The following is a 21,720-nucleotide window of genomic DNA, read 5'->3' on the forward strand; positions in this document are numbered from 1 at the left end:
CGCTGCTAACGTTGAATGACAACTAAGCTGCTTACATAAGTAAGCAGCGAGTGCCTATTTTTTTTGGGCAATAAAGAATTGATAACCAAACTCACCAAGACGCGATTTATACAAATTTACTTCGTTTTTTATATCCGAGATTGCTTGTGAGTTTACCCGTTCTGATGCTAATTCATTTGCACGTTTTTCAAGTGGCTGATAGTAGCTTTGCCAAGTTTGCTCAGAAACAGTAAAGGTATGTTTTAGTTCAAACCCTGCTTGCTCTATCTGTGACTTTCGAGTGCTAATTGTTTGAATGTCTGGGTAATCATTTTTCCAGTGTTCTATAGAATCTTGACTTGGGTTATCTGTTAGCCAGACTAAATCGCTAAAAACAATAAAGCCGTGTGTTTTTAATAAAGGCTGCCAATTGGCCAGTGCCTTCTCAACTCCCATAATATAGGCCGATGCTTCCGCCCAAATGACATCAAATTTATCAGCGCCAAAATTCAATTCAGTCATACTCATACATTGAGTTGACACTGAATCTTTGAGGTTGTGCTGCTTAATTTTAAGTTGCAATTGCGCTAAGGCTAACTGTTCATTATCTATTGCGATAATTTTTGCTTTCGATAAATTGGCAAGCGTTATTGTTGAATTACCTTTGCCGCACCCTATTTCTAAAATATGTGCAGGATGACTCTTTAGCAACGAGTACGCTTTTGAAGTATCTTCTTTACTACTAGGCCCCCAAAGTTCGAGTGTTTCAAATACTTCCATAAAGTCTTGCATATACTTTTCATGTTCATTCATATCTTTTGATAACCAATTGACTCTTAGAGCTTGTTTTTCATCAAACCCTTGGATTTTTAACCAGTCTATATGTGCATCTGGTGCTATTTCAGAAAGCGTTATGTGCCATGGTTTACTTGTATCATCACCAAGAAGGGAAGATAACAAAGCCAATGAACGTTCTTTCTGGTTTATCTCATCTTTTAACTCATTATAGCGTAGCCTAAGTACTGTCTTATCTAACTTACTTTCTAAGCAATGTTTACATTCAGCTAAGGTGAAACCCGCTTTTTGCAACTGCTGGATTAGGCGCACCTGTTGTGCATCTCTTTCGCTATAAACTCGGTAGCCATTTTCTAATCTCTTTGCTGATATTAAGTTGAGCTTTTCGTAATAAAGCAAAGCCGTTCTAGATAAACCAACTAATTTCGCTAACTCCGATACACGGTACACATAAAACCTCATACATTTAAAATGCGATAGTTAATGTAAACTATAAAGCGTTAGACAGGTCAAGCTAGGCTGTTCAATTTTTGCGCAAATAATATAGCCCGTTTATTACTTTTTAAGTGCTCAAACAAAAAAGTGACTTTTGGCACTCTCATCACAAGGCATATTTCTAGATACTTCAAACCAACACATTATTTGAGGTTATAAATTATGGACATTATTTTTAAGATTATGTTGGCTGGGCATATTAGCGTAGGAATGTGCGCCTTATTTTTATTTTGGTTTCCTGCTTATAGTAAAAAAGGCTCACCACGGCATAAAAAGTTTGGTAACTGGTATACCTTATCCATGTACGGGGTGGTTATCACCGGTATGGCGATGGCGTTATTATCGATTGCCATTCCTGAGTGGGTAAAACCTGAGGCTTTTGTAAATAGCGAAGATAAGGCCATGATGCGTGAGGGAATTGTACGTTTTGCGTTGTTACTTTTTCATTTATCGCTGTTGACCCTGGTGTCTGTTCGCTATGGCAAACTAGTGCTAAAAGCAAAAGTAGATCAGCAAAGTATCAAAGGGCCTTTCCAGCTATTTATAACGTTTGCTTTGTTAATGAGTGGAGCGCTTATTTTATGGTTTGGTATTGCGACAGGGCATATATTAATGTTGGTATTTGGCCCGTTAGGGTTGTTTATTTCTATTACTAATTTACATTTTACCTTTAAGCGACACATAAAAAAAACCGATTGGTTGGTTGAGCACTTGGCCGGGTATATCGGCTCAGGCATTGCCGCCTACACTGCATTTATTGCATTTGGTGGTAGGCATATATTTACTTCTACAGGGTTTATGCAAATTATGTTTTGGGTCGCACCTGGGTTGGTGGGAGTTATATTTATCACTGCTCTTTCTCGCAAATATGGCAATGAAACTAAAGGATTAAATCAATGAAAAATATGATGCGGGTTATGTTTTTATTGACGCTATTTTGTTCATCAGTGAACGCGAGTGAGAAAGTAGATACATTAAATGCACAAGCAATTGCGATGATTGATAGTGACTTAGATGCCGCTGAAGTATTAATAAGTGAGTTAATAAAGGAGTATCCACAAAATCATTTAACTCATTTTTATTGTGGCAGAATCATGGGCAGGCAAGCAGGAGAAGCATTTTTTAAAGCTTTAAGTTACGCCCAAAAGTCCCTTGAATGTATGAAAAAAGCGGTTGCTTTAGCGCCTGAAAATATTACATATAAAAAGGGGTTGATTAGCTTTTACCTTGGTGCACCCGCAATTGCTGGTGGCAGTGAAGTACTTGCTTTTGAACAAGTAAAAGCAATTAAATTACGCGATCAAGAACAAGGCGTATTAGCTGAGCTAGATTTTTATAAACACACACTCGATGATTCAGCTTTGACAGTAAAGCTATTGAAGTATCAACAGAGTGCGAAAAAAACAGCCGCTATTGCGTATGAGCTAGGGTTACTTTTTCAGCATGTTAAACAGTTTGATAAAGCACATATGCAGTTTATGAGTGCTCTGGAGAATCGTAAAAAAAGGGCCTCTTTACGACTTAGTATTTTGTATCAAATTGGCCGTAATGCGGTGTTCAGTAAAAAGTATATTCAACAAGGTATAAAATCATTAACTGAATATAGTAAAAGTGAATTAAATGAATCACTCCCTAGTTTGAGTTGGGCTCATTATCGTTTATCGCAGTTATACATGCTGGCTAATGATATTGATGCTGCTAATAAATACCGTTTGCTCGCCAGTGCTACTGTGGATAAACAATTAATTGAGCGATTAGCTCAAACATCATTTAAATTTTAATGAGTAGTGCGGAAGCTGCTTGAAAAATATGCTTATTCTTTAGCTATTAACCTCAACAGGAATGGCCAATTTTTCTGCTACTTCATGTTGGTGATTATTTGTCAAAACTGCAAAGTTACGTTCTTTTTTACCAAGAATAGGCTCTAGCTTGATTGCTATGGTTAGTAAAAAAAGCTGAGCTCTAAACTGATAAGGTGGTTTTTAGTTTTTAATGCATTGCTTTTAATAGGAAAACATCCTTCAAAAGAGACTTTATTGTAAGTGGAGTAGAGAACTTTCCTTTGGCTTGCTTATTGCTCATTCATTAGAGTGACTTTACATAGTGAGCTGAAAATGAGTAATAAATATAAAAATATGGTGACTTACATCGCACGTGCGGGTTATTGCGCTAAAAGTGTTGTATACAGTTTGCTTGGCGGCATGATTGTCTATGCTGCATTGTATGCAGGTAGTGTAGAAAATATATCGAAAAAGATATTTTTGAAAAAATTGATTCCTCTATGTTTGGCTCAATAATTCTTTTTTTGGTGCTTGTTGGCTTAGCTTGCTAAGTCATTTGGCGCTTGGTTCAGTTTTTGTTAAATCCCGAAGACCTTGATAAACACAAACCAATGAAGCTAACTACACGTATTTTTTATTTTATTCCGGCGTTACTTTATGTCTCTGTTGCTTATACTGCTTTTAACGTGCTTTACAATAGCACTGATCAAAGTCAAAGCAGCCATACTTTAGTTGCCAAATTGCTTCAACACCCGTTTGGTGTGTATCTGATTGCTGGGGTTGGAGCAATTATTATTGTTTTTGCTGGCATTCAACTCAAACACGCCATAAAACAAGATTTTATAGCTAAGTTTGACCGTTCACAGTTATCTGATAAACAACGCCGAGCGATATATTTATCAGGTCGAATAGGCTTCACTGGTAGATCTATTGTGTATGTTATTATTGGTGGCTTTATAACGATAGCAGCTATAGAGCATGACCCTTCTCAAGCGGGAGGGCTAAGTGATGCGTTGATGATTATTTTAAATAAGCCTTTTGGCCCTTACCTATTAGCAGCTGTAGGTATTTGCATGTTTGCCTTTGGTGTATTTTGCGGGTTTGAAGGGCGTTATAGAGTGACTAAAAAACAGTAAAAGAATAAACTTTTTACTGAATATCAAGTGACACTATATCTGCCTGAGTTGTTTTATTTGAGAGTAAATAATAACTTTCGGTAACAGCCTGTAGCTGGTCACAAATTTGCTCGCAAAGTGTAGCTAACTTTTGTTGAGGCTTTATTCCTTCACTTTTATAGCCGTAAAACCCAAGTTGATATTTGTTGTTTTTAAAACTGCGATAGTAAATACCGTCTTTGCTTGGAAATACACGAAGCTTTGCCCTTAGTACTGTAACTAGTTTTGTTTTGGTACTAATATTTTCAATTGTATTGTTTGAGGCTGCGATTAACTGTTGCTGTTCATTTTTAAATAATTGGCGAGCATTTAGCTGTTCATGCAGTGGTTGCGTTTGTGATGTGGTTAAGTTGTATGTGTAAAGCCAATCTCCTTGAGCTGATTTATCAACATACATAAATGTATCTTCGTTTTCTAGCGCTATGAGTGGAATGCCGAGTAGGTTATCTAACCATTTTATATTTACATTATTACCCAATAGGCTAATAACAAAAGGGCGATTGTTAAGTGCACTTATAAGGTGTGTGTTCCTGAGCCATACAGGAGGCGCAACTGCGAGTTCCTGTGTGTGATTGTCAAAAATAATAGATTCATTATTTGAATCAAGTTCTTTTAAAAGTAATTGTGGAATACCGTTTTTACTGGATATATAGGTAACCATTTTTTCATCTGGTGATACAGCAGCGCTTGTATCTACACTATTTGAATCTGAAATGGTTTTTATATTTGAAACGTCAGTTCTGTTTGCAAGGTATAAGTCTTCATCAGCTCGCCTTTCTAGAAAGTACAGCTTGCCTGCAACCGCTTGGATATACTGCACAAAATGATAATTATTGTATGAAATAGGTTGCCAGTCACCGCTAACATCAAGTTTAGACAAATCTTTTCCATTACTGAGCAAGAGTGATTGTTGGTCTTGCTGCCAAGTTAAAAAATACCAATTATGATCAAGCGCTTTTACCATCATAAGTTGCGTTGTTTTAATGTCATAAGTTTTAACCACAGAAATTGAATCTGCATTAAAGCCAATGACAGCAAGTTTATTTTGTTTTGGTGATAAACTAATTTTATACGGTTTAAACGTATCATTTGGAGTGAGAAGTTTGCGCACCTCACCTGAAATAAGATTATGCTGATAAAGCGTTACATTGCGGCTATGTTCAGAGGCGTTTATGTTTGCGAGGTAAAATAGTTGTTGTTTTTTATCTATAAAAAATGGGCTATTCCAACTAATGTCACTCCGCCTAATAAGTTGTGTTTGTTGTGTTGGTTGAAAGTCGGTATCTAATAATATTTGCCCAAACTCAATAGTACTATCGTGTGATGTTGAATAGACTAATGAATTGGCGTTGCGCCATGCGAGGTATCTGTAGTTTTGTGCATCTTTCGTGATTTTCCATGTTTTTTTACGCTTTAAATCCTTAATGTAAATATGCTTATTTGTGCCTTGGTGTGGCTCACTTCTTATAATTGCCATGTGAGTATTATTTGGACTCACGCGCATGTAATGCTCAATTGCTTTACTTGCGGTAATGGGCTTTAGATTATTTACAGTCAGTTGTGATGCTGGAGTGTTTTGCCAAGTAGCCCAAGTAATGACTAAGAGGCTCAAGATACAAAGAGAGGTGACATAGAGAGCTACTTTATGGCTGTTCACTTTAGGTTTTATATTAACTTTGGCGTTGGCTGGGTTACTTGGAGGAGAAATTATTGCTTGCAAACTATAGCCACGTTTAGGGTGTGTTTTTATTAACTCTTTATCGTCATCACACAATGCTTTTCGAAGTAATGCAATATTACGTCTTACCGAGTTAGGGCTGTAAATAGAGCGGGGCCAAACTCGCTTGAATAGCTCTTCGGCCGAGATAATGCTGTTTGCGTGTTCACACAATACAATAAGCATTGTCATCACTTTAGGTTCAAGCAGCTGTGTACGACCATGAGCAGAGACTTCCCCTGACGTTGGGTTTACACGTGCCTCGTTAATATAGAATACATCAAAGAATAACGGGGTATTAAAGCTTTTATCTAATTCATTGTTATTATTAATTATTTTCGCCTTAATGTTTTCTTAATTGTTTTTTAAGCACTAATTCATCGCTTATCTGTGAATTAGACGTTATCAAAGTCAGCCAGTTAATTCTGTTTTTATGATAAACAAATAATGAAAAAAGGAACACGTTAAAATGCGACTGATGCAAATAATATTACTTCTGTTATTACCTTACTCTGTTGCTGCAAAGCAGCCTGATGAATCTCAATTAGATACTTCAATAGTAGTTGAAGAGTTCTTAACTGTATTTAACAGCAATGATGTTGAGACTATCACTACATACGTTGATGATCACTTTGCACAGCAAAGCCTTAACCGTTGGCAAGGAACTGGTCGTGAACGTTATATAGGTTATATAACGAATATGGCCAACTTACACAAGGAACTGAAATTAGAAAGTATAAAACAAAATCAGCAAGGGCAAATTCTTAGGGTGACTAGTCATGTTCATTCTAACGCGACAGGGCTGAGTTATGATTCAGTCATTTCATTTGATCAACATCACAAAGTAACTAATTGGTATCTATCGCTGAATGAAACATTTGAACTAGCTGATGAAAGTGTAACTGAATTAAAAGTCACTCAAGTGATTCAGAATTTAACAGAAAAGCTGGCTAAAAACGGGGTGTTTTCGGGAACGGTGTTATTTGCGAAAGATGATAAGGTGTTATTCACTAAAGCCTACGGTTTAGCATCTAGGCGTTATGATGTAAAAAATAACCTTACGACTAAATTTCAAATTGGCTCTATGAATAAAATGTTCACCAGTGTGGGGATTATGCAATTGATTGAAGCTAATAAACTCTCGCTTGATGATAAGCTTACTCAATACATGGATAGAGATTATTTTGGAGTAGGCGACTTTGATTCTATCACCATAGAGCAATTATTAACGCATACCTCAGGTTTGGGTGACATTGCCGGTTTTGAAGCTAAGCAATCACAAATCCGTTCATTGCAAGATTCACTGCTCTTATATAAAAATATCCCATTAAATTTTAAGCCTGGTAGTCAGTGGCAATACAGTAGTACCGGCATGCGCATGCTGGGCCATGTTATTGAGTCTGTTTCAAAGCAAGATTATTACGCTTTTATTCAACAGCACATTTATCAGAAAGCGGGTATGACTGATAGTGGCAGTTTTGATTTAGATGTGCCAATTAAAAATACGGCAAGAAATTATTGGTATTCGTTTGAAACTAATGCCATTACAGAGAATTTGATGAAGCAAGCAGTCAAAGGCGGTCCTGCTGGTGACGGGTACTCAACTGTTGGTGATTTGCATAGATTTGCGCTTTCATTAATTAATCATCAGTTGTTAAATGCTGAGTTAACTTCTCAAGCTACGTCTGCAAAACCAGAGCTTCATTCACCTAATTATGGTTATGGCTTTTCGGTCAGAGGCGATAAGGGTAATCAAATTATAGGGCATAATGGCGCGCATTTAGGCATGAGTGCACAGCTTAATATTTATCGTGATAAGGGCTATATACTCGCTGTTTTAGGCAATAGTCCCGATGCGGCTGAGCCAATAGTAATTGCAGCTAATAGCCTAGTGAAACAGCTTTAGTGGTACTCTCAGCTCAATACGATGATTACAATTATATAAGTTTGTATGAGGCAATGCTATTATAGCAATAACAGTAGATACAAATATGCCTGCTGATAGGTCATCAACAGGCATATTTTTAATACATAACTGTATTACTTTGGCGTTTTACTACAGTGGATTTAACCCTAGTTTTTGTAGTACCAGTTTAAAGTTAGCGCGGCGTTCTTCAATCGCGTGTACTTCGCCACTTACAGGGCAATGATCGTCTGGGCAACCACGGTTTACTATGCCTGATACCGCATCAACAAGCGCCGTTCCCTGAAGGCCACCATCAACATACTTTTTAAGCTCGGTATAATAGTTCCAATCGGCATAAGGACCACCTTCATTATTGTAAGCTTGTACTGAGTTTACCCAAAAGAATAGACCGGCAATCCATTTAATCTCTTTATGTTCCTCAGAGCTACATACAAGACCTGGGTTTGAACATAAATCTAAATCTGCATAGAGCGGGCTATCTGGAGCGGCTGCAACAGTAACACCGTCTACAATTGTGCCAATGGTATCAGGGTCAACATGCGAGCGACCAACAAAGTGATTTAGTGTACCGAAGTTTTGGCGTCCTGTGGTTTGAATTACACCACGGCCCCACCAACCACAGCCTTGCACACTCTCATCACTGCCATCCCAAATAAAGCTACCGGCTTTTTGACCTACGTATTGCTTACATTCATCACGTTCGTAAACTTGTTTTGAAGTATCAATTGCAGTTGGTACGGTATTACAGTGGCCTGCGTTGGTCCAGCGTCCTACTTTGCCGTTAACTAATAACCCTTGTTCTTCAAGTACGGCATCGGGGGCAACAAAAATAGGGGCTGGGGCACCATACCATTTAGCGTGAGTGGTTGCTGTTTGTTCCATTTTGTCATTGCGTGGGCAAGAATAAGGATGATCTTTTCCTGATACTGGGTGAACACCGTAATCAGCATATTTTTGCCCTAACTGACCACAGCTGGCGGTCATTGGGTAGTCAACTGCTGCACCGTATTTTACTTCAGACCAGTTGTTTTCATCACAGGCATCAAACCGTATAGTTTCTTGCATACTTTGTGATAAAAATGCCGCAATCGCAACTTTAGCGTACATGGCATTGGTGGCGTCATTTACGCTTTCATCTATTAGCCAAAACTTCTCGCCAGCGACACCCACGTTATGCATTGAGTTTAAGCCAGTTAAAAAGTCAGCCCATTTATAAATAGTGGAAGGAACCCAAGTTGAATTAGGCGTTTCGTATAAAAATACTTCACTATCCATCGTTGCTTCAACGCCAGATAAGTCATTGTTTAGTGATTCGATACTGGTCAATGCAGTCACATTTGACGGTGTGCCAGTATAATAAAGCGGTACTTCATTGCCTTGATAGCGAGTTATTTTACTACTTAGATCTGCGCTATCTGCATCAAAAATAACAGCAAAAATATTGTTGTGTGCCGCTTTACGAATATTGCTTTCGCCTAGAGTATTGCCCATAAAGTAAGTTGTCGCTTGCGCTGTTGGTACTGATGAAAGTAGCGCTGGAGCTTGTACAAAATCGGTTACTTGTTTTACGTACTCAAGGGCGTTATGCCATTGATCGTTGGTTAAGCTTGCAGAGCTGCTTGATTTAGTAAAGGCAATAAAGTCAGCTTTTGTAGTGCCTTTGTAAAGTGAAAGGGTATCGAGAAGATCGGCTGTTGCTTTTGAAGCCGCGTCCCAAACAGAGCGTTTACCTGAATGTGTATCATAGGCAAAGTTACCAATACTTAATGACCAACCAAATGTAGCATTGGGCGCTAAACTACTCATAATCAAGTTTTGAGCTTGTGCCCAGCCTGCAGCGTCATCACTTAAAGCCTCAATGTCAGCTACATTAATACTGCTGGAATTTGTCGTTGCAAGTGCATCAGTTAACGCCTGTTTAACACTAATAGCACCTAATGATACGCCTTTATCTTGGGTAATGTTATTGAGCACATTGCTTTGTAAAATAACGGATGAAGTGCCTGCTTGTGCTGCCAGTTGAATAAGTGCCACAAAGTCATTGGTTAATTTAGTGATATCGGTTAAATCAGCGCTATTAATAACGCTTGCTGTACTCAGGGCTGGGGCTGCGGAAGAGGGGCTTGCAACCACAAAGTCACTTGGCCAGCCTGGCATTTCTAAATTAACCGGATCGCTTGCATTAGGTAATGAAAGTAATGGTGCGGTGCCTTGCTCAGTGCCATCGCAGTTTACTTTCCAATTCCAGGTGTCATTGCTGCCAGGGCGTGAAGACGTTTCCCATTTTGCGGTGTAAGCAATATATTCATCATTGACGAAGACATCACCAGCCTTGGCTACATCGCCTTGAGACCACAGTGTATAATCCTTACATAAAACGCCAAGCTTGGGATCGGATGGTTCAGTAGGTATTGTTGGATCAGTTGGATCTGTAGGGTCAGTCACATTGCCACAAGAGTGTTCAAACTGCCAAGTATTATCACTTCCTGGAATTGAGCTTGTATACCATTTGGCTTTGTAAGCACTTCCTTCGTGTTGCATCAAATCACCGCCACTGGCATGGCTGGGGTTGCCCTGCCAATCAACCTGAGGAAAGTTTGGATATGTGTTGATGTTATCGCAACTTGCGCCAAGCGCGTTGTTTGCAAATATGGCGCTAGAAGCGAGTGATACAGCAATAAAAGTCTTACTAGGCTTAAACCCAATAGATATACTTTTCATTTTTACATTCCTTACCTTTAGTTAATGTGATGCGATGCTTTGTTAATGTTTTATTAACATTTAATTAAAATCTAACACGGCGCTGACAGCGCTGTCAAAGATGTATTGGGTAAAATTCACACTAAAAATATAAGTATATAGGTTTGTTATTTATCACAGTGTTGATAATTAAGGATTAATATCAAGCAACGTGTTTATTTTTTTACCTAAAAAGGAAAAAAATTTTATTTACAACGAAGTGTTCCTATTTTTTGATAAGGACAATACGACTGAGATAATTGTGAAAGTAATTTAATATGACTTGGTTTGACCACTCTAAAATAAGTTTACTTTTTATAAAAAGAAAAGCTTACATCCAGCGTGTAACTTTTTGCCATTGATTGTACCGTTATGGAAACTGAATATTCTTAGTTGCTGATAAATATGACTTTTTAAATGGTCTTGTTTTTGCTTATTAAATGCCGCTTATAAACTTATAAATAATACAGCAATTAAAACAAATCATTTAAGGAAGAAAATTTATGGCAGAGTCATTTAAGTATGCAAATAATAAAGGTCACGCAGGAGAACTTCATCAAAAAGCTGATGAGGATCACCCGATAATGACGACAGCCCAGGGTTGCCCTATTAGTGATAATCAAAATTCATTAAAAGCAGGTAAGCGTGGTCCAGGGTTATTAGAAGATCACGTATTACGCGAAAAGCTGTTTCACTTTGACCACGAGCGAATTCCTGAACGAGTTGTGCACGCAAGAGGGTATGGTGCACATGGCTATTTTGAAACGTACGATGCTTTGGATGATTTAACTTCTGCTGATGTATTTCAGCGAAAAGGTGAAAAAACGCCTGTTTTCGCACGCTTTTCAACAGTCGCAGGTAATAAGGGGTCTCCTGATCTAGCACGCGATGTGCGAGGTTTTGCCGTTAAGTTTTATACGCAAGAGGGCAATTGGGATCTGGTAGGTAATAATATCCCAGTGTTTTTCATTCAAGACGCTATGAAGTTCCCTGATCTAATTCACAGCGCAAAAGCAGAGCCTGATCGCGGTTTCCCGCAAGCGCAAACAGCCCATGACAACTTCTGGGACTTTGTGAGCTTATCGCCAGAGTCAATGAACATGGTTATGTGGGCAATGTCAGATAGAACTATTCCGCGCTCACTTAGATTTATGGAAGGGTTTGGGGTACATACTTTTAAATTTATTAATGCCAAAGGCGAAGAAACGTTTGTTAAGTTTCATTGGAAGCCAAAAGGCGGTATGCAATCAGTTGTGTGGAATGAAGCACTTAAACTAAATGGTGCCGACCCTGATTTTCATCGCCGTGATATGTGGGAGTCAATAAATCAAGGTGATTACCCTGAGTGGGAATTAGGTGTGCAAGTATTTGATCAAAAATTTGCCGACGAATTCGAGTTTGATGTTTTTGATGCCACAAAACTGATACCTGAAGAACAAGTGCCTGTTAAAATCATCGGCAAAATGGTGCTTAATAGGGTCGTTGATAACTTTTTTGCAGAAACTGAACAAGTTGCATTTTGCACACAGAATATAGTGCCTGGCCTCGACTTTACGCCTGATCCATTATTGCAAGGACGTAATTTTTCTTACCTAGATACCCAAACTAAGCGCTTAGGCGGTCCTAATTTCACTCAAATTCCTGTTAATGCCCCTAAATGCCCAATGCGACACTTTTTACAAGACGGGCATATGGCAATGCAGAACCCTAAAGGTCGAGTAAATTATGAGCCAAACTCTTGGAGCGGCGATGAGAGTAACCCCAGAGAGTGCCCGGTTCACGGCTTTAAAAGCTCAGATTCAGAAGTACAAGGTAGTAAACTACGCTATCGTTCAGAGACATTTAGTGATCACTATAGCCAAGCGCGCCAATTCTACTTAAGTCAAACTGACGTTGAACAAACGCATATTCAAGATGCGTTAGTCTTTGAGTTATCTAAAGTGGAGCATTTGCATATTAGAGAACGTATGGTATCCCACTTACTAAATATCGATGACAATTTGGCTGAGCAGGTTGGTAAAGCGCTGGGCTTACAACACATGCCAGAGCCAGCAGAAGCTGCAAGAGAAACTCGCCAAGACTTACCTTTATCTGATGCATTGAGTATTTTAAAGAATGCGCCTGATACATTTAAGGGTAGAAAGCTGGGCATATTAGTGAGTGAAGGGTTTGATGCGAAAGTTTTTGCTGATTTAACAAAAAGCCTTGCAAGCGAAGGAGCGAATTACGAAGTGATTGCTGCTCAAGTGGGGGGGGCCAAAAGCAGCGATGGAGAACATGTTGGTGCAGATCAGGTGATAAAGGGTGGTCCTTCTGTGTTATATGATGCAGTGGTTGTGCTAACTACGCCAGCGGGTGCTAAGCAATTGGCTGAAATTCCAGAAGCGAAAGATTTTGTCAGCGATGCGCATGCGCATATGAAGTACATAGGCTTTACTGGTGAAGCTGCTTCTTTGATTGACGCTTCAGGCTTAAAAGGACAATGTGATGATGGTTGGTTAGATTTAGGCAAAATATCATCAGATAAATTTATAGCGACAATTCGTCAACTTAGATATTGGAAAAGATAATTCCAATTAGTTAAAGGCCAGTTTTACTGGCCTTTTTTGTTTATTGGAGCGTATGAATATATGAAAAGATTGCTTTTAAAGGATTAAAAATGAAATTAATTTATGTCGATGATAACTTGCCGGGCATAACTCGTAAGAGGCATGCAAAACAATGGATTTATTACGATCCAGCAGGAAAGAAAATACACGATAAAGATGAAATAGAGCGGTTAGATGGTCTTGCGTTTCCCCCCGCATACAAAGATGTATGGCTATGTCCTGAGGAAAATGGCCATATCTTAGCTACAGGCTACGATAGTAAAGGCCGTAAGCAATACTTTTATCATCCCGAGTTTAGAGAGCAGCAAGAGCTTAAAAAGTTTGAAGCATGTGTTTTATTTGGCAATAAACTGCCTTTATTAAGGGCAAAACTATCGGAATATTTGCAAGGTAATGAGCTTGATTGCCAGCGTACAATCGCAGCTGTTGTGCGTTTAATGGACCTTGGAGCTCTGCGCGTTGGTTCTAAAAAAAATGCCAAACAGAACAATAGCTTTGGTGCTACGACATTACGTAGTCGGCATGCAAAACTAACGGGTAAAAATATTCGTTTAAAGTATAAAGCAAAATCTGGTAAACAAAGAGAAGTGAACATAACAGATAAGGTGCTTAGCTCTATCATTCAGCAGTTGCAAGACTTGCCTGGACAGAGCTTATTTCAATATATTGATGAAGGGGAGTGTTGTGATGTTACCTCCAAGGAGGTGAATGAATTTATTCAAAGTGTGATGGGCGAGCAGTTTAGTGCAAAGCATTTTAGAACATGGCGGGCCAGTGTTTTGGCATTTGAAGCCTTGCACAAGTCAAACGCCAAGCTCTCGCTTAAAGATATGTTAGATAGCGTTTCAAGCAATTTAGGGAATACTCCGACAATAGCTCGTAATTCATATATTCATCCAAAGTTGATTGAGCTCTGTAAAGGAGAAAATGAGGCCCTAAAGGACTTTAATAACTTGGGTAAACTACCCCGTAAAACCAAATACTTAAGTCGTTACGAACGTGGGTTGCTGGTGTTTTTAGAAGACCAATGTGGATGATATGCAAAAAATAACGAGTATTTCAATTAAACTAACCACTTAAATGAATGTGAACATTTTACAACTTTTGGCAATTTTTACGTTTAGATAAAAGAACAGAGCATTTGCATGGTTTTAAACTGTTGATTTTAATGGTTTTATTTGTGGTCTGGATGTTGCTTAGTCTTAAGGGTACTTTCTTAAACAAATAAAGGAGTTATTATGAGTACTGTTATTACTGGGTTATTTGATAATGTTTCACAGGCTACACTTGCGATTTATAGACTTGAGGCATTAGGTATCAGTGAGTCTGATATTAGTATCGTAGCAAACGACTCATATGCAAAGGAAGATTTTGCTGTTGATGAAGGCACAAAAGCTGCTGAAGGCGGAATTGTAGGTGCTGCATCAGGTGGTATTCTTGCTGCTGTTGTGGGTGGTTTAACAGCGGTAGGTACTGTTGCTACTGGTGGTGCAGGTCTAGTTGTTGCTGGTCCTTTAGTGGCTGCTTTTGCCGCTGGTGGTGCTGGTGCGGCTGTAGGTGGCACAATAGGCGCAGCGATCGGTGCGTTTATCCCTGAGCATGAAATTAAGTACTATGAAGATGCTATTGAGAAAGGCTCAATTTTGATCGGTGTTAAATATGACAGTGACAACAAAAACGCAATTGAAGAGATTCTCAATAATGCTGGCGCCAGCAATGTTTCTTCAGCATAGATTAGTATTTTAAATAATTAACTTAAGTTCAGCTTATTAAGTTAGTGGGAGTGAAACTGTGTTTCACTCCCTTTTAGGTTGTGTTTTGTGTGTGAAAATCCCGCTTAAATAAAAGCTTATAGCTTTTTTCCATGTAATAGTTAATTTATATCGGTACAAACGTTGAGCCATATATTTTTCAAAACTACATAAACTGCCACCCATTACAGAGGCTTCTTAGGAGGCGTTAGATGATGCTGAATTTGATCATTTTTATATACAGTCTTGATATAAGCTTATTCAAACTTGTCACTCATTATTAATCAAAGCCACTATCAGCATTTCGGTGAGTGTGGTCTCTAATTACTTGCCTGTAAGAAGTTATACCTCACGATTGTATCAATCACCTTTAAATTAGATCAGGTGCGCAAGATAAATTCACTTATATAACGTATTAATATCTATTTTATTTTTACCAATCATTACAGAGCACATCATACATTTAAAGATAAACTGTAAACCATGAGCTATATTTGAGTTGTGAAAACTTAAATCACGCATTTTTCTTAACATAAGGCCTATATGACAAAGTATTGGTTTTTATTATTTTTATTACTAAGCCCTTTAGTGCTTGCTAAGCAAAGTAAAGCAGAAGTGACGGTGTATGCTTATCATTTGCAACCGCCATTAATTATCGATATTGATACAAAAGCGGGTTTATATTTTGAATTTACTCAACATTTAAACCGTCTTAGTAGCAAATACACATTTAATTTAGTATACGTGCCAAGAAAGCGTATTGAGGTGATGCTCGAACGTAGTGAAATGAATGGTATTTTACTGGGTGTAAACCCTAAGTGGTTTAAAGATAGCGCTGAGCAAAAGTACCTTTGGACTAGTAAAGTGTTTGATGATAGAGATGAAGTTGTTTCTTTAAAATCGTCGCCTTTTGAATATCAATCGGCAGACTCTTTAACTGGGAAGACATTAGGAGGAGTTCGTGGATTTTATTATGCTGGTATCAACGAAGTTGTTGCGCAAGGATTGGTGCATCGAATCGATACTGTTGATGAAGAAGCATTACTAGCTATGTTAACCAAGAAGCGAATTGATGCGGCAATTATTGGACGCTCCATGTATGAGTATTCTTTGCCTGACTCCCTTAAGGAAACTGTATTTCACTTATCAGCCCAGCCCCATGACAAATACCATAGGCGAATATTAGTGCCCAAAAATCAGGAGCTACTTTTTCATCATTTGCAGGACTTAGTAACTACACTTGACCATGACAGCAAATGGCAGCAAAAAGTATTGAGTTATCAATAACTGTTTTGATTAAATCAATTTTTTAAACCCCCTATTATTTAGGGGGGTTAATCATTGCTGCTATGTGCTTAGCTGTTTCTTGATCTCAACAAGGTTTTTTAAATGGGTATTATTTAACTTGTTTTATCTGCTGAGATAAGAATAAGTTTGTAATATCAGCAATCTTAACTAAACATTCTTTATCTTCTTGACTCCATATGACTTGTGATCCCACACTTTCGCAGCAAATAACGCCTAGAGGCTTATTGTCAATTAAATAGATGTAATCTAGTAATGAATAAATATCAAACGGTTTAAAGTATGATTTATTAAACTGCTTGGTAATTTCGTTGTTTCTGGCATCGGAGGCATCAAGCACTTGGTTTCTTAAAATGTAATTAAAGTATTCAGGGAAGTCATTGGCCGTAAGCGATGTATCACAAATGATTTGATTGTTTTCATCGAGGCAAATCAAACAATTAATGGCTTTGTAATCTTTATTAAATAACCAAAGGCTTACGCGGTTTGAGTTTGGGATGAGGGCTTTTAACTCCTTGCAAATTTGTTTTAGTTTCCAATCTCGCGATGTATTAGGGTCGCTTATCTTTATGGCTAAATTTTTTAAATCAAGGTTATTTGGGTTGTATACGTTCAACAAGCGATTAAGCTTTGTTTTATCAAACGGTTTGGTTAAATAACCATCCATACCAATATCTAAATAGTACTCTATATCCTGTTTCATCGTATTTGCGGTCATCGCGATGATTGGAACAGATTGACCATTTTGAGTTGCTCTAATAGCTTTAGTTGCCTGCATACCATCCATTTCAGGCATTTGGATATCCATAAAGATCAGGTCGACAGGGTTTGCTTTAAAATACTCAACGCATTCTTTGCCGTTATCAGTGAATATCACATTGGCGTTATGCGCTTTGAGCATTTTACTAACGATTATTTGATTCACTTTATTATCTTCAGCAACCAAAACATGACAGCCTTGTAAGTCGGTCACTGCCATTTTTGAGCTTTGGATTTTGCTAGAGTTTGAAGTATCAAAAGTTTGTAAATAAGTGAACCTAGACCCTTTACCTTTTGTACTTGTAAAATGAATTTTGCCATTCATTAATTCACTTAAGCGAACACAAATCGTCAGGCCAAGGCCAGTCCCACCATATTGCCTAGACGTTGATACATCTGCTTGGTGAAACTCTTTAAATAAATTATTTTGCACTGACTCGTCAATACCCACCCCGGTATCAATAACTTCAAACTCTATGGTTTGTGAGTTTTTGGCGACCTCTTTTACATTGACATTAACCTCTACTTTCCCTTGCTTGGTAAACTTAATGGCGTTTGAGCATAAGTTATTTAAAATTTGGGATATTCTGATAGGGTCGCCTTGTAAAGTGGCGGCTGATTTGGGATCTATAAATAAACTGAGTTTTATTTCTTTTTTGGTCGCCTGCTTCAAATGAGGTTTAACAACATGATTAACAACTTCTCTAAGATCAAAACTGATGTGTTCTATTTCTAGCTTATTAGCTTCAATTTTTGAAAAGTCTAATATGTCATTCACTATGTTCGATAAGTAACGCGCAGAATTTAATATATTAGTTAGCGAGCTGTCTTTATCCGATAGTGTTGTTTCAGCGAGTCCAAATTCTGCTAAATTTAAAATCCCATGCAGTGGGGTCCTCAGCTCATGAGTCATATTTGCTAAAAACTTACTCTTTAAATGGCTGGCAACATCGGCTTCTTCTTTAAGTTTTATTAGTTCTTGGTTTTGTGCTTGTTGACTCTTAAGAGCATTAGCTAACTTTTTAATGTGTAGTTTAAGTTCGAGCTGGGTAATAACCTCTTTGCCCAAAATAGTCAGGGCATTGACCTGTTTCTCATCTAGTTTTTTTGGCTCGTCACTAATAACACACAATGTACCAATAGCATTTCCTCTAGGCGTTAAAAGTGGTGCTCCAGCATAAAAGCGAATATTTGGTTCGTTTGTTACAAGAGGGTTGTCATGAAAGCGTTTATCTATAAGCGTATTTTGGATTTCAAAAATTTGTTTTTGTAAAATGGCGTGAGAACAAAAAGCAACATCTCGTTCAGTTTCATTCACCTCAATACCGTATTTAGACTTGAACCACTGCCTTGTAGGATCAACTAAACTAATAAGCGAGATAGGAGTTTCACAAATATCAGCGGCAAGTTTTGTTAAGTCATCAAATACTTTTTCAGCTTCAGTGTCTAATATGTCATATTCATACAAGTCTTTTAGCCTCGAAATTTCATCTTCGGGTATTTGCGCTTTGATCATTACATTGCTCTATGTTTGTCAGTTTTAACTATTTAGTAATCCTATGGAAATAACACTTAATTAGCTATTTTTTAATGGAAGCTGCTTTTTTATTTACTTATAAAATACGCGGCTGGTCACTAGCAGATGTGAGTCTTTACCAGTAATAAAGTGAGTATAGTTTAAAGTTGGCGTGATTGAAAAAGGACTGCTGCTGTTAAACGATTTATAGGACTTAGACTTATACGGTTACGCTGGTAATGCAACTGATGCGGCAACGTATCGTACATTATTGGAAAGAATTGCCGAAGGTGGGCATATAACGCAGCCTGAATTTAGCAATTATGTGTATTTGACTATGAGAGCCGATCTTTATTAAAAGCTTAAAAACCTGCTTTACTATTTGCTTCCTAGTTGCTCTGCAATTACATCAAACATTTTTTTTACTTCGATTGGTTTTGCTATGTAGCCTTGCATACCTGACTGCTTTGCTTTATTTAAATCAGCTGCCATCGTGTTAGCAGTCATCGCGATGATTGGGATAGTAGCATATTTAGGCTGCTTTCTAATTTCAATTGCTGCAGTGTAACCGTCCATATTAGGCATTTGGCAATCCATCAAAATACAGTCGTAATCAGCAGCTTGAATAGCTTTTAGTGCCTCGAGACCATCACATGCAATTTCCACTATAAAGCCATTTTTGCGCAGTATTTGTGAGGCCACTTGTTGGTTTAATGGATTGTCTTCCACCAGTAAAATTTTAGCACCCAGAAGATCTTTTAAGCAGGTGTTATCAGCTTGACTGCTTTTCTTTCTAGACATGCCCATCACATGCTCAAGTGTTTTGTTTAAATTGCCTTTGATAATAGGTTTTAACAACAGTTCGTCAGCACTTTTGTTAAAATTAACAAGACAATCTTTTACTTGTTTGTTTTCAAATGAAGTGAGGATTATGAGCTTTTTAATATTAATAGACAGTTGTGATTTAAGTTTTATGAGCCTTGTATTTTCTGGTTGGTTGAGAATATGCCAGTCAATAAAAATAAAATCGTAGTTATCTAAAATATTAGGCGTTGTGAGTTTCTTATCGTGAAAACTTATTGTATCTGTGGTGATATTTAATTTATTGAGCATGTCGTAAAGAATGGCTTCGCTCACGTTAAGCTGCTCAATAATAAGTGCGCGTTTGTGTTTATAAATAGGGTGAGTGCTTATAGTTTGTATTAATGGCTGACCTAGAGACACATCAAACCCAAAACAACTCCCTTTATTTATGTGACTTTCAACACGTATTTCACTTCCCATTAACTCAACAATCTTCTTGCTGATAACAAGCCCTAACCCGGTTCCGCCAAACTTTCTAGTTGTCGATATATCAGCTTGTGAAAAAGGTTTAAATAAAGACTCTATTTGCTCTTTACTCATACCAATGCCACGATCTAAAACTTTAAATTTAATATCAATACTGTTTTTGTTTTGACCTAACACCGTTAGTTTAAGTGTTACATTGTTTCCATTAGAAAACTTAATTGCATTACTTAATAAATTGAGCAAAACCTGATTAAGTCTTAATGCGTCGCCAATGATAAAATCGGGAACGGCATCATCGATCTCAAAATTGACTTCAATATTATTTTTTTCTATCAAACTACTGGCTAAATTAGCAAGATTAGCTAAAAAATCATTAACGTTTATGGTTTCATTCTCGAGCTCAAGCTTACTAGCTTCTACTTTTGAAAAATCTAGAATGTCGTTGATGATGCCCAGCAATGACTTAGCGGATTGTTGAATTTTTTCGACATAGTCGTATTGTTTGTCATTTAAATCTGTATCTAATGCTAGATAAGCCATGCCAATTATAGCATTCATTGGCGTGCGTATCTCATGGCTCATATTCGCTAAAAACATTGATTTTGCACGATTGGCAGCATCGGCTTCTTCTTTTGCTTTATTTAAAGCACTAGTACGAGCAGTGACTTCTTGTTCGAGTGTTTCTGCTGCATTTTTGAGCGTCTGATTCGCTTGATATAATTCAAATGACTTTTGCTCCAAAAGAGACTCAGCCTCTTTTCGAGCGCGACGTTCTCTTTCTAAGCGCCTTTTATAAAGCTCCTCATCCATATCAAGCCACTTTTGTTAATGTGAAGGTGGCAGTTTGGTAGTCTGGTTTTATATCGCTTTGGATAGTTATTTCTTCTTTGAAGTGCTCGCATGCTCCTTCAATTAATCCTTCTGCTAAACAAGCAAATGGGTTACCTGAACGATAAATCATCTGCATTTTTGTTGGGCTTATGCGAATTGTTTCAAAGTTTGGTAGCTCAGTATCGTTATAAAGTTTTTTTACTTCGATATGAACATGGCGGTCGATTGTGTCAAGAAAATCAAATGTGTTAGTTGCAGCATCAAAAAAGTGAGGGAAAAGGACAAAAAATCTATTTAGCAAATATTTTCCATAGGCATGGACTAGTTCATCAACTGGAGTATCTGTGTGATTACCTAAAGAGGTTACGAGCATTATAAGTTCTTTATTGTCGTAATTACCTACGCTGGTATAGGCGCCATCGGAAGAAAGTGAGTTTTCTTGTATTATTTTATCGGCTACTTCATAGGAAAATTCATTTTCGACCATCTCTAGAAACTCGGTAAAGACTATGCCTTTCATATAAATGCTCTTTGAACTGTATTAATTAAAGTGTAGATAGAATCGTAAAAAATACAATTTATGTATATCTGGTTGGAATTATTTTGATGGGTGCTTTTTTGCAATAATCGAACGCGTTGGCGGAACAATTATTTAAAAAATGTTAAACTTGTGTTTGTTCTATACTCTTTTTTGTTAGTTTAGCTTTAAACTGTTCTTTTTTAATAACTTACCTTTTTTAGGTAAGTATCGAGCAGTGTTTTAAAGCGTAAAAAAGCAGGTCACATGTATTTTTTACTTTTTTGAAAAATACGTCTAATTCAAAATAGCCTTTGAGCTATTAATCAGGTTTTAATTAGTGGGTTTTTATGTTGAACTTCTTTTCATCTTTATCTATTAAAGCTAGGCTTTCTATCGGTTTTGGCCTTGTTTTAGCACTGTTGGTATTATTGACAGTACAAGGAATAAACCGTGTAAATTATATTGATAGAACGTTAGCAGAAATTACGGATTTAAATTCTGTAAAACAGCGCTATGCCTAAACTTTAGAGG

At 37.6% G+C, this 21,720-nt stretch carries 16 protein-coding genes; 10 read left to right on the top strand and 6 right to left on the bottom strand.

The annotated features are described in order from the left end of the window. Positions 1–54 precede the first annotated feature (54 nt). Positions 55–1,224 (bottom strand): MerR family transcriptional regulator, encoded by a 1,170-nt coding sequence (locus tag ACFI4Z_RS16155; protein WP_462671470.1) that lies wholly within the window; start codon positions 1,222–1,224, stop codon positions 55–57. 207 nt (positions 1,225–1,431) lie between these two features. Between ACFI4Z_RS16155 and ACFI4Z_RS16160 the strand changes: the two genes are divergently transcribed. The 4 genes from ACFI4Z_RS16160 (at position 1,432) to ACFI4Z_RS16175 (ending at position 4,186) form a co-directional block, all read left to right on the top strand. Further along, positions 1,432–2,169 carry a hypothetical protein gene (locus ACFI4Z_RS16160; protein WP_462671471.1) on the top strand — a complete coding sequence of 246 codons (738 nt, stop codon included), beginning with the start codon at positions 1,432–1,434 and terminating at the stop codon, positions 2,167–2,169. Further along, the gene (locus ACFI4Z_RS16165) at positions 2,166–3,050 is read left to right on the top strand and encodes a tetratricopeptide repeat protein (protein ID WP_462671472.1); all 885 of its coding nucleotides are present in this window, start codon (positions 2,166–2,168) and stop codon (positions 3,048–3,050) included. The genes ACFI4Z_RS16160 and ACFI4Z_RS16165 overlap by 4 nt, the downstream gene beginning before the upstream one ends. A gap of 333 nt (positions 3,051–3,383) precedes the next feature. Continuing rightward, positions 3,384–3,566, top strand: coding sequence for a hypothetical protein (locus tag ACFI4Z_RS16170; RefSeq protein ID WP_462671473.1), 183 nt, complete (start codon positions 3,384–3,386; stop codon positions 3,564–3,566). Between the two features lie 59 nt (positions 3,567–3,625). Further along, complete coding sequence (locus ACFI4Z_RS16175; protein ID WP_462671474.1) at positions 3,626–4,186, top strand: DUF1206 domain-containing protein; 561 nt, start codon at positions 3,626–3,628, stop codon at positions 4,184–4,186. 13 nt (positions 4,187–4,199) lie between these two features. Here ACFI4Z_RS16175 and ACFI4Z_RS16180 read toward each other — a convergent pair whose 3' ends face one another. Further along, entirely contained in the window at positions 4,200–6,290 is a 2,091-nt protein-coding gene (locus tag ACFI4Z_RS16180) for a winged helix-turn-helix domain-containing protein (RefSeq protein WP_462671520.1), read from the bottom strand. A 130-nt stretch (positions 6,291–6,420) separates the two neighbouring features. Between ACFI4Z_RS16180 and ACFI4Z_RS16185 the strand changes: the two genes are divergently transcribed. Next, entirely contained in the window at positions 6,421–7,848 is a 1,428-nt protein-coding gene (locus tag ACFI4Z_RS16185; protein ID WP_462671475.1) for a serine hydrolase domain-containing protein, read from the top strand. A gap of 150 nt (positions 7,849–7,998) precedes the next feature. Here ACFI4Z_RS16185 and ACFI4Z_RS16190 read toward each other — a convergent pair whose 3' ends face one another. Continuing rightward, entirely contained in the window at positions 7,999–10,590 is a 2,592-nt protein-coding gene (locus ACFI4Z_RS16190; RefSeq protein ID WP_462671476.1) for a cellulose-binding domain-containing protein, read from the bottom strand. A 521-nt stretch (positions 10,591–11,111) separates the two neighbouring features. Between ACFI4Z_RS16190 and ACFI4Z_RS16195 the strand changes: the two genes are divergently transcribed. From ACFI4Z_RS16195 to ACFI4Z_RS16210, 4 genes are all read left to right on the top strand, one after another. Beyond that, complete coding sequence (locus ACFI4Z_RS16195; RefSeq protein WP_462671477.1) at positions 11,112–13,178, top strand: catalase; 2,067 nt, start codon at positions 11,112–11,114, stop codon at positions 13,176–13,178. Between the two features lie 89 nt (positions 13,179–13,267). Then, the gene (locus ACFI4Z_RS16200; protein ID WP_462671478.1) at positions 13,268–14,254 is read left to right on the top strand and encodes a DNA topoisomerase IB; all 987 of its coding nucleotides are present in this window, start codon (positions 13,268–13,270) and stop codon (positions 14,252–14,254) included. 201 nt (positions 14,255–14,455) lie between these two features. Then, on the top strand, positions 14,456–14,950 hold the full coding sequence (locus tag ACFI4Z_RS16205; RefSeq protein ID WP_462671479.1) for a hypothetical protein: 495 nt from the start codon (positions 14,456–14,458) through the stop codon (positions 14,948–14,950). 561 nt (positions 14,951–15,511) lie between these two features. Then, entirely contained in the window at positions 15,512–16,255 is a 744-nt protein-coding gene (locus ACFI4Z_RS16210; protein ID WP_462671480.1) for a hypothetical protein, read from the top strand. A 109-nt stretch (positions 16,256–16,364) separates the two neighbouring features. Here ACFI4Z_RS16210 and ACFI4Z_RS16215 read toward each other — a convergent pair whose 3' ends face one another. The 3 genes from ACFI4Z_RS16215 to ACFI4Z_RS16225 all read right to left on the bottom strand — a co-directional run bounded on the left by ACFI4Z_RS16215 (position 16,365) and on the right by ACFI4Z_RS16225 (position 21,189). After that, positions 16,365–18,548, bottom strand: a complete 2,184-nt coding sequence (locus ACFI4Z_RS16215; protein WP_462671481.1) for a GAF domain-containing hybrid sensor histidine kinase/response regulator — start codon at positions 18,546–18,548, stop codon at positions 16,365–16,367. Between the two features lie 378 nt (positions 18,549–18,926). Then, positions 18,927–20,648: a response regulator gene (locus ACFI4Z_RS16220; RefSeq protein WP_462671482.1), complete on the bottom strand. Its 1,722-nt coding sequence runs from the start codon at positions 20,646–20,648 to the stop codon at positions 18,927–18,929. A 1-nt stretch (position 20,649) separates the two neighbouring features. After that, a complete protein-coding gene (locus ACFI4Z_RS16225; protein WP_462671483.1) occupies positions 20,650–21,189 on the bottom strand; it encodes a heme NO-binding domain-containing protein in 540 nt (179 codons plus the stop codon). Between the two features lie 347 nt (positions 21,190–21,536). Here ACFI4Z_RS16225 and ACFI4Z_RS16230 point away from each other — a divergent pair, with 347 nt between their 5' ends. Next, complete coding sequence (locus ACFI4Z_RS16230) at positions 21,537–21,710, top strand: hypothetical protein (protein ID WP_462671484.1); 174 nt, start codon at positions 21,537–21,539, stop codon at positions 21,708–21,710. Positions 21,711–21,720 lie beyond the last annotated feature (10 nt).

The organism is Pseudoalteromonas sp. RWi3 (assembly GCF_054960735.1).

Excerpts from the sequence above, each read along its gene's own strand:
- ACFI4Z_RS16160 (WP_462671471.1), top strand. The coding sequence starts at position 1,432 with ATGGACATTATTTTTAAGATTATGTTGGCTGGGCATATTAGCGTAGGA.
- ACFI4Z_RS16165 (WP_462671472.1), top strand. The coding sequence starts at position 2,166 with ATGAAAAATATGATGCGGGTTATGTTTTTATTGACGCTATTTTGTTCA.
- ACFI4Z_RS16170 (WP_462671473.1), top strand. The coding sequence starts at position 3,384 with ATGAGTAATAAATATAAAAATATGGTGACTTACATCGCACGTGCGGGT.
- ACFI4Z_RS16185 (WP_462671475.1), top strand. The coding sequence starts at position 6,421 with ATGCAAATAATATTACTTCTGTTATTACCTTACTCTGTTGCTGCAAAG.
- ACFI4Z_RS16190 (WP_462671476.1), bottom strand. The coding sequence starts at position 10,590 with ATGAAAAGTATATCTATTGGGTTTAAGCCTAGTAAGACTTTTATTGCT.
- ACFI4Z_RS16195 (WP_462671477.1), top strand. The coding sequence starts at position 11,112 with ATGGCAGAGTCATTTAAGTATGCAAATAATAAAGGTCACGCAGGAGAA.
- ACFI4Z_RS16200 (WP_462671478.1), top strand. The coding sequence starts at position 13,268 with ATGAAATTAATTTATGTCGATGATAACTTGCCGGGCATAACTCGTAAG.
- ACFI4Z_RS16205 (WP_462671479.1), top strand. The coding sequence starts at position 14,456 with ATGAGTACTGTTATTACTGGGTTATTTGATAATGTTTCACAGGCTACA.
- ACFI4Z_RS16210 (WP_462671480.1), top strand. The coding sequence starts at position 15,512 with ATGACAAAGTATTGGTTTTTATTATTTTTATTACTAAGCCCTTTAGTG.
- ACFI4Z_RS16215 (WP_462671481.1), bottom strand. The coding sequence starts at position 18,548 with ATGATCAAAGCGCAAATACCCGAAGATGAAATTTCGAGGCTAAAAGAC.
- ACFI4Z_RS16220 (WP_462671482.1), bottom strand. The coding sequence starts at position 20,648 with ATGGATGAGGAGCTTTATAAAAGGCGCTTAGAAAGAGAACGTCGCGCT.
- ACFI4Z_RS16225 (WP_462671483.1), bottom strand. The coding sequence starts at position 21,189 with ATGAAAGGCATAGTCTTTACCGAGTTTCTAGAGATGGTCGAAAATGAA.
- ACFI4Z_RS16230 (WP_462671484.1), top strand. The coding sequence starts at position 21,537 with ATGTTGAACTTCTTTTCATCTTTATCTATTAAAGCTAGGCTTTCTATC.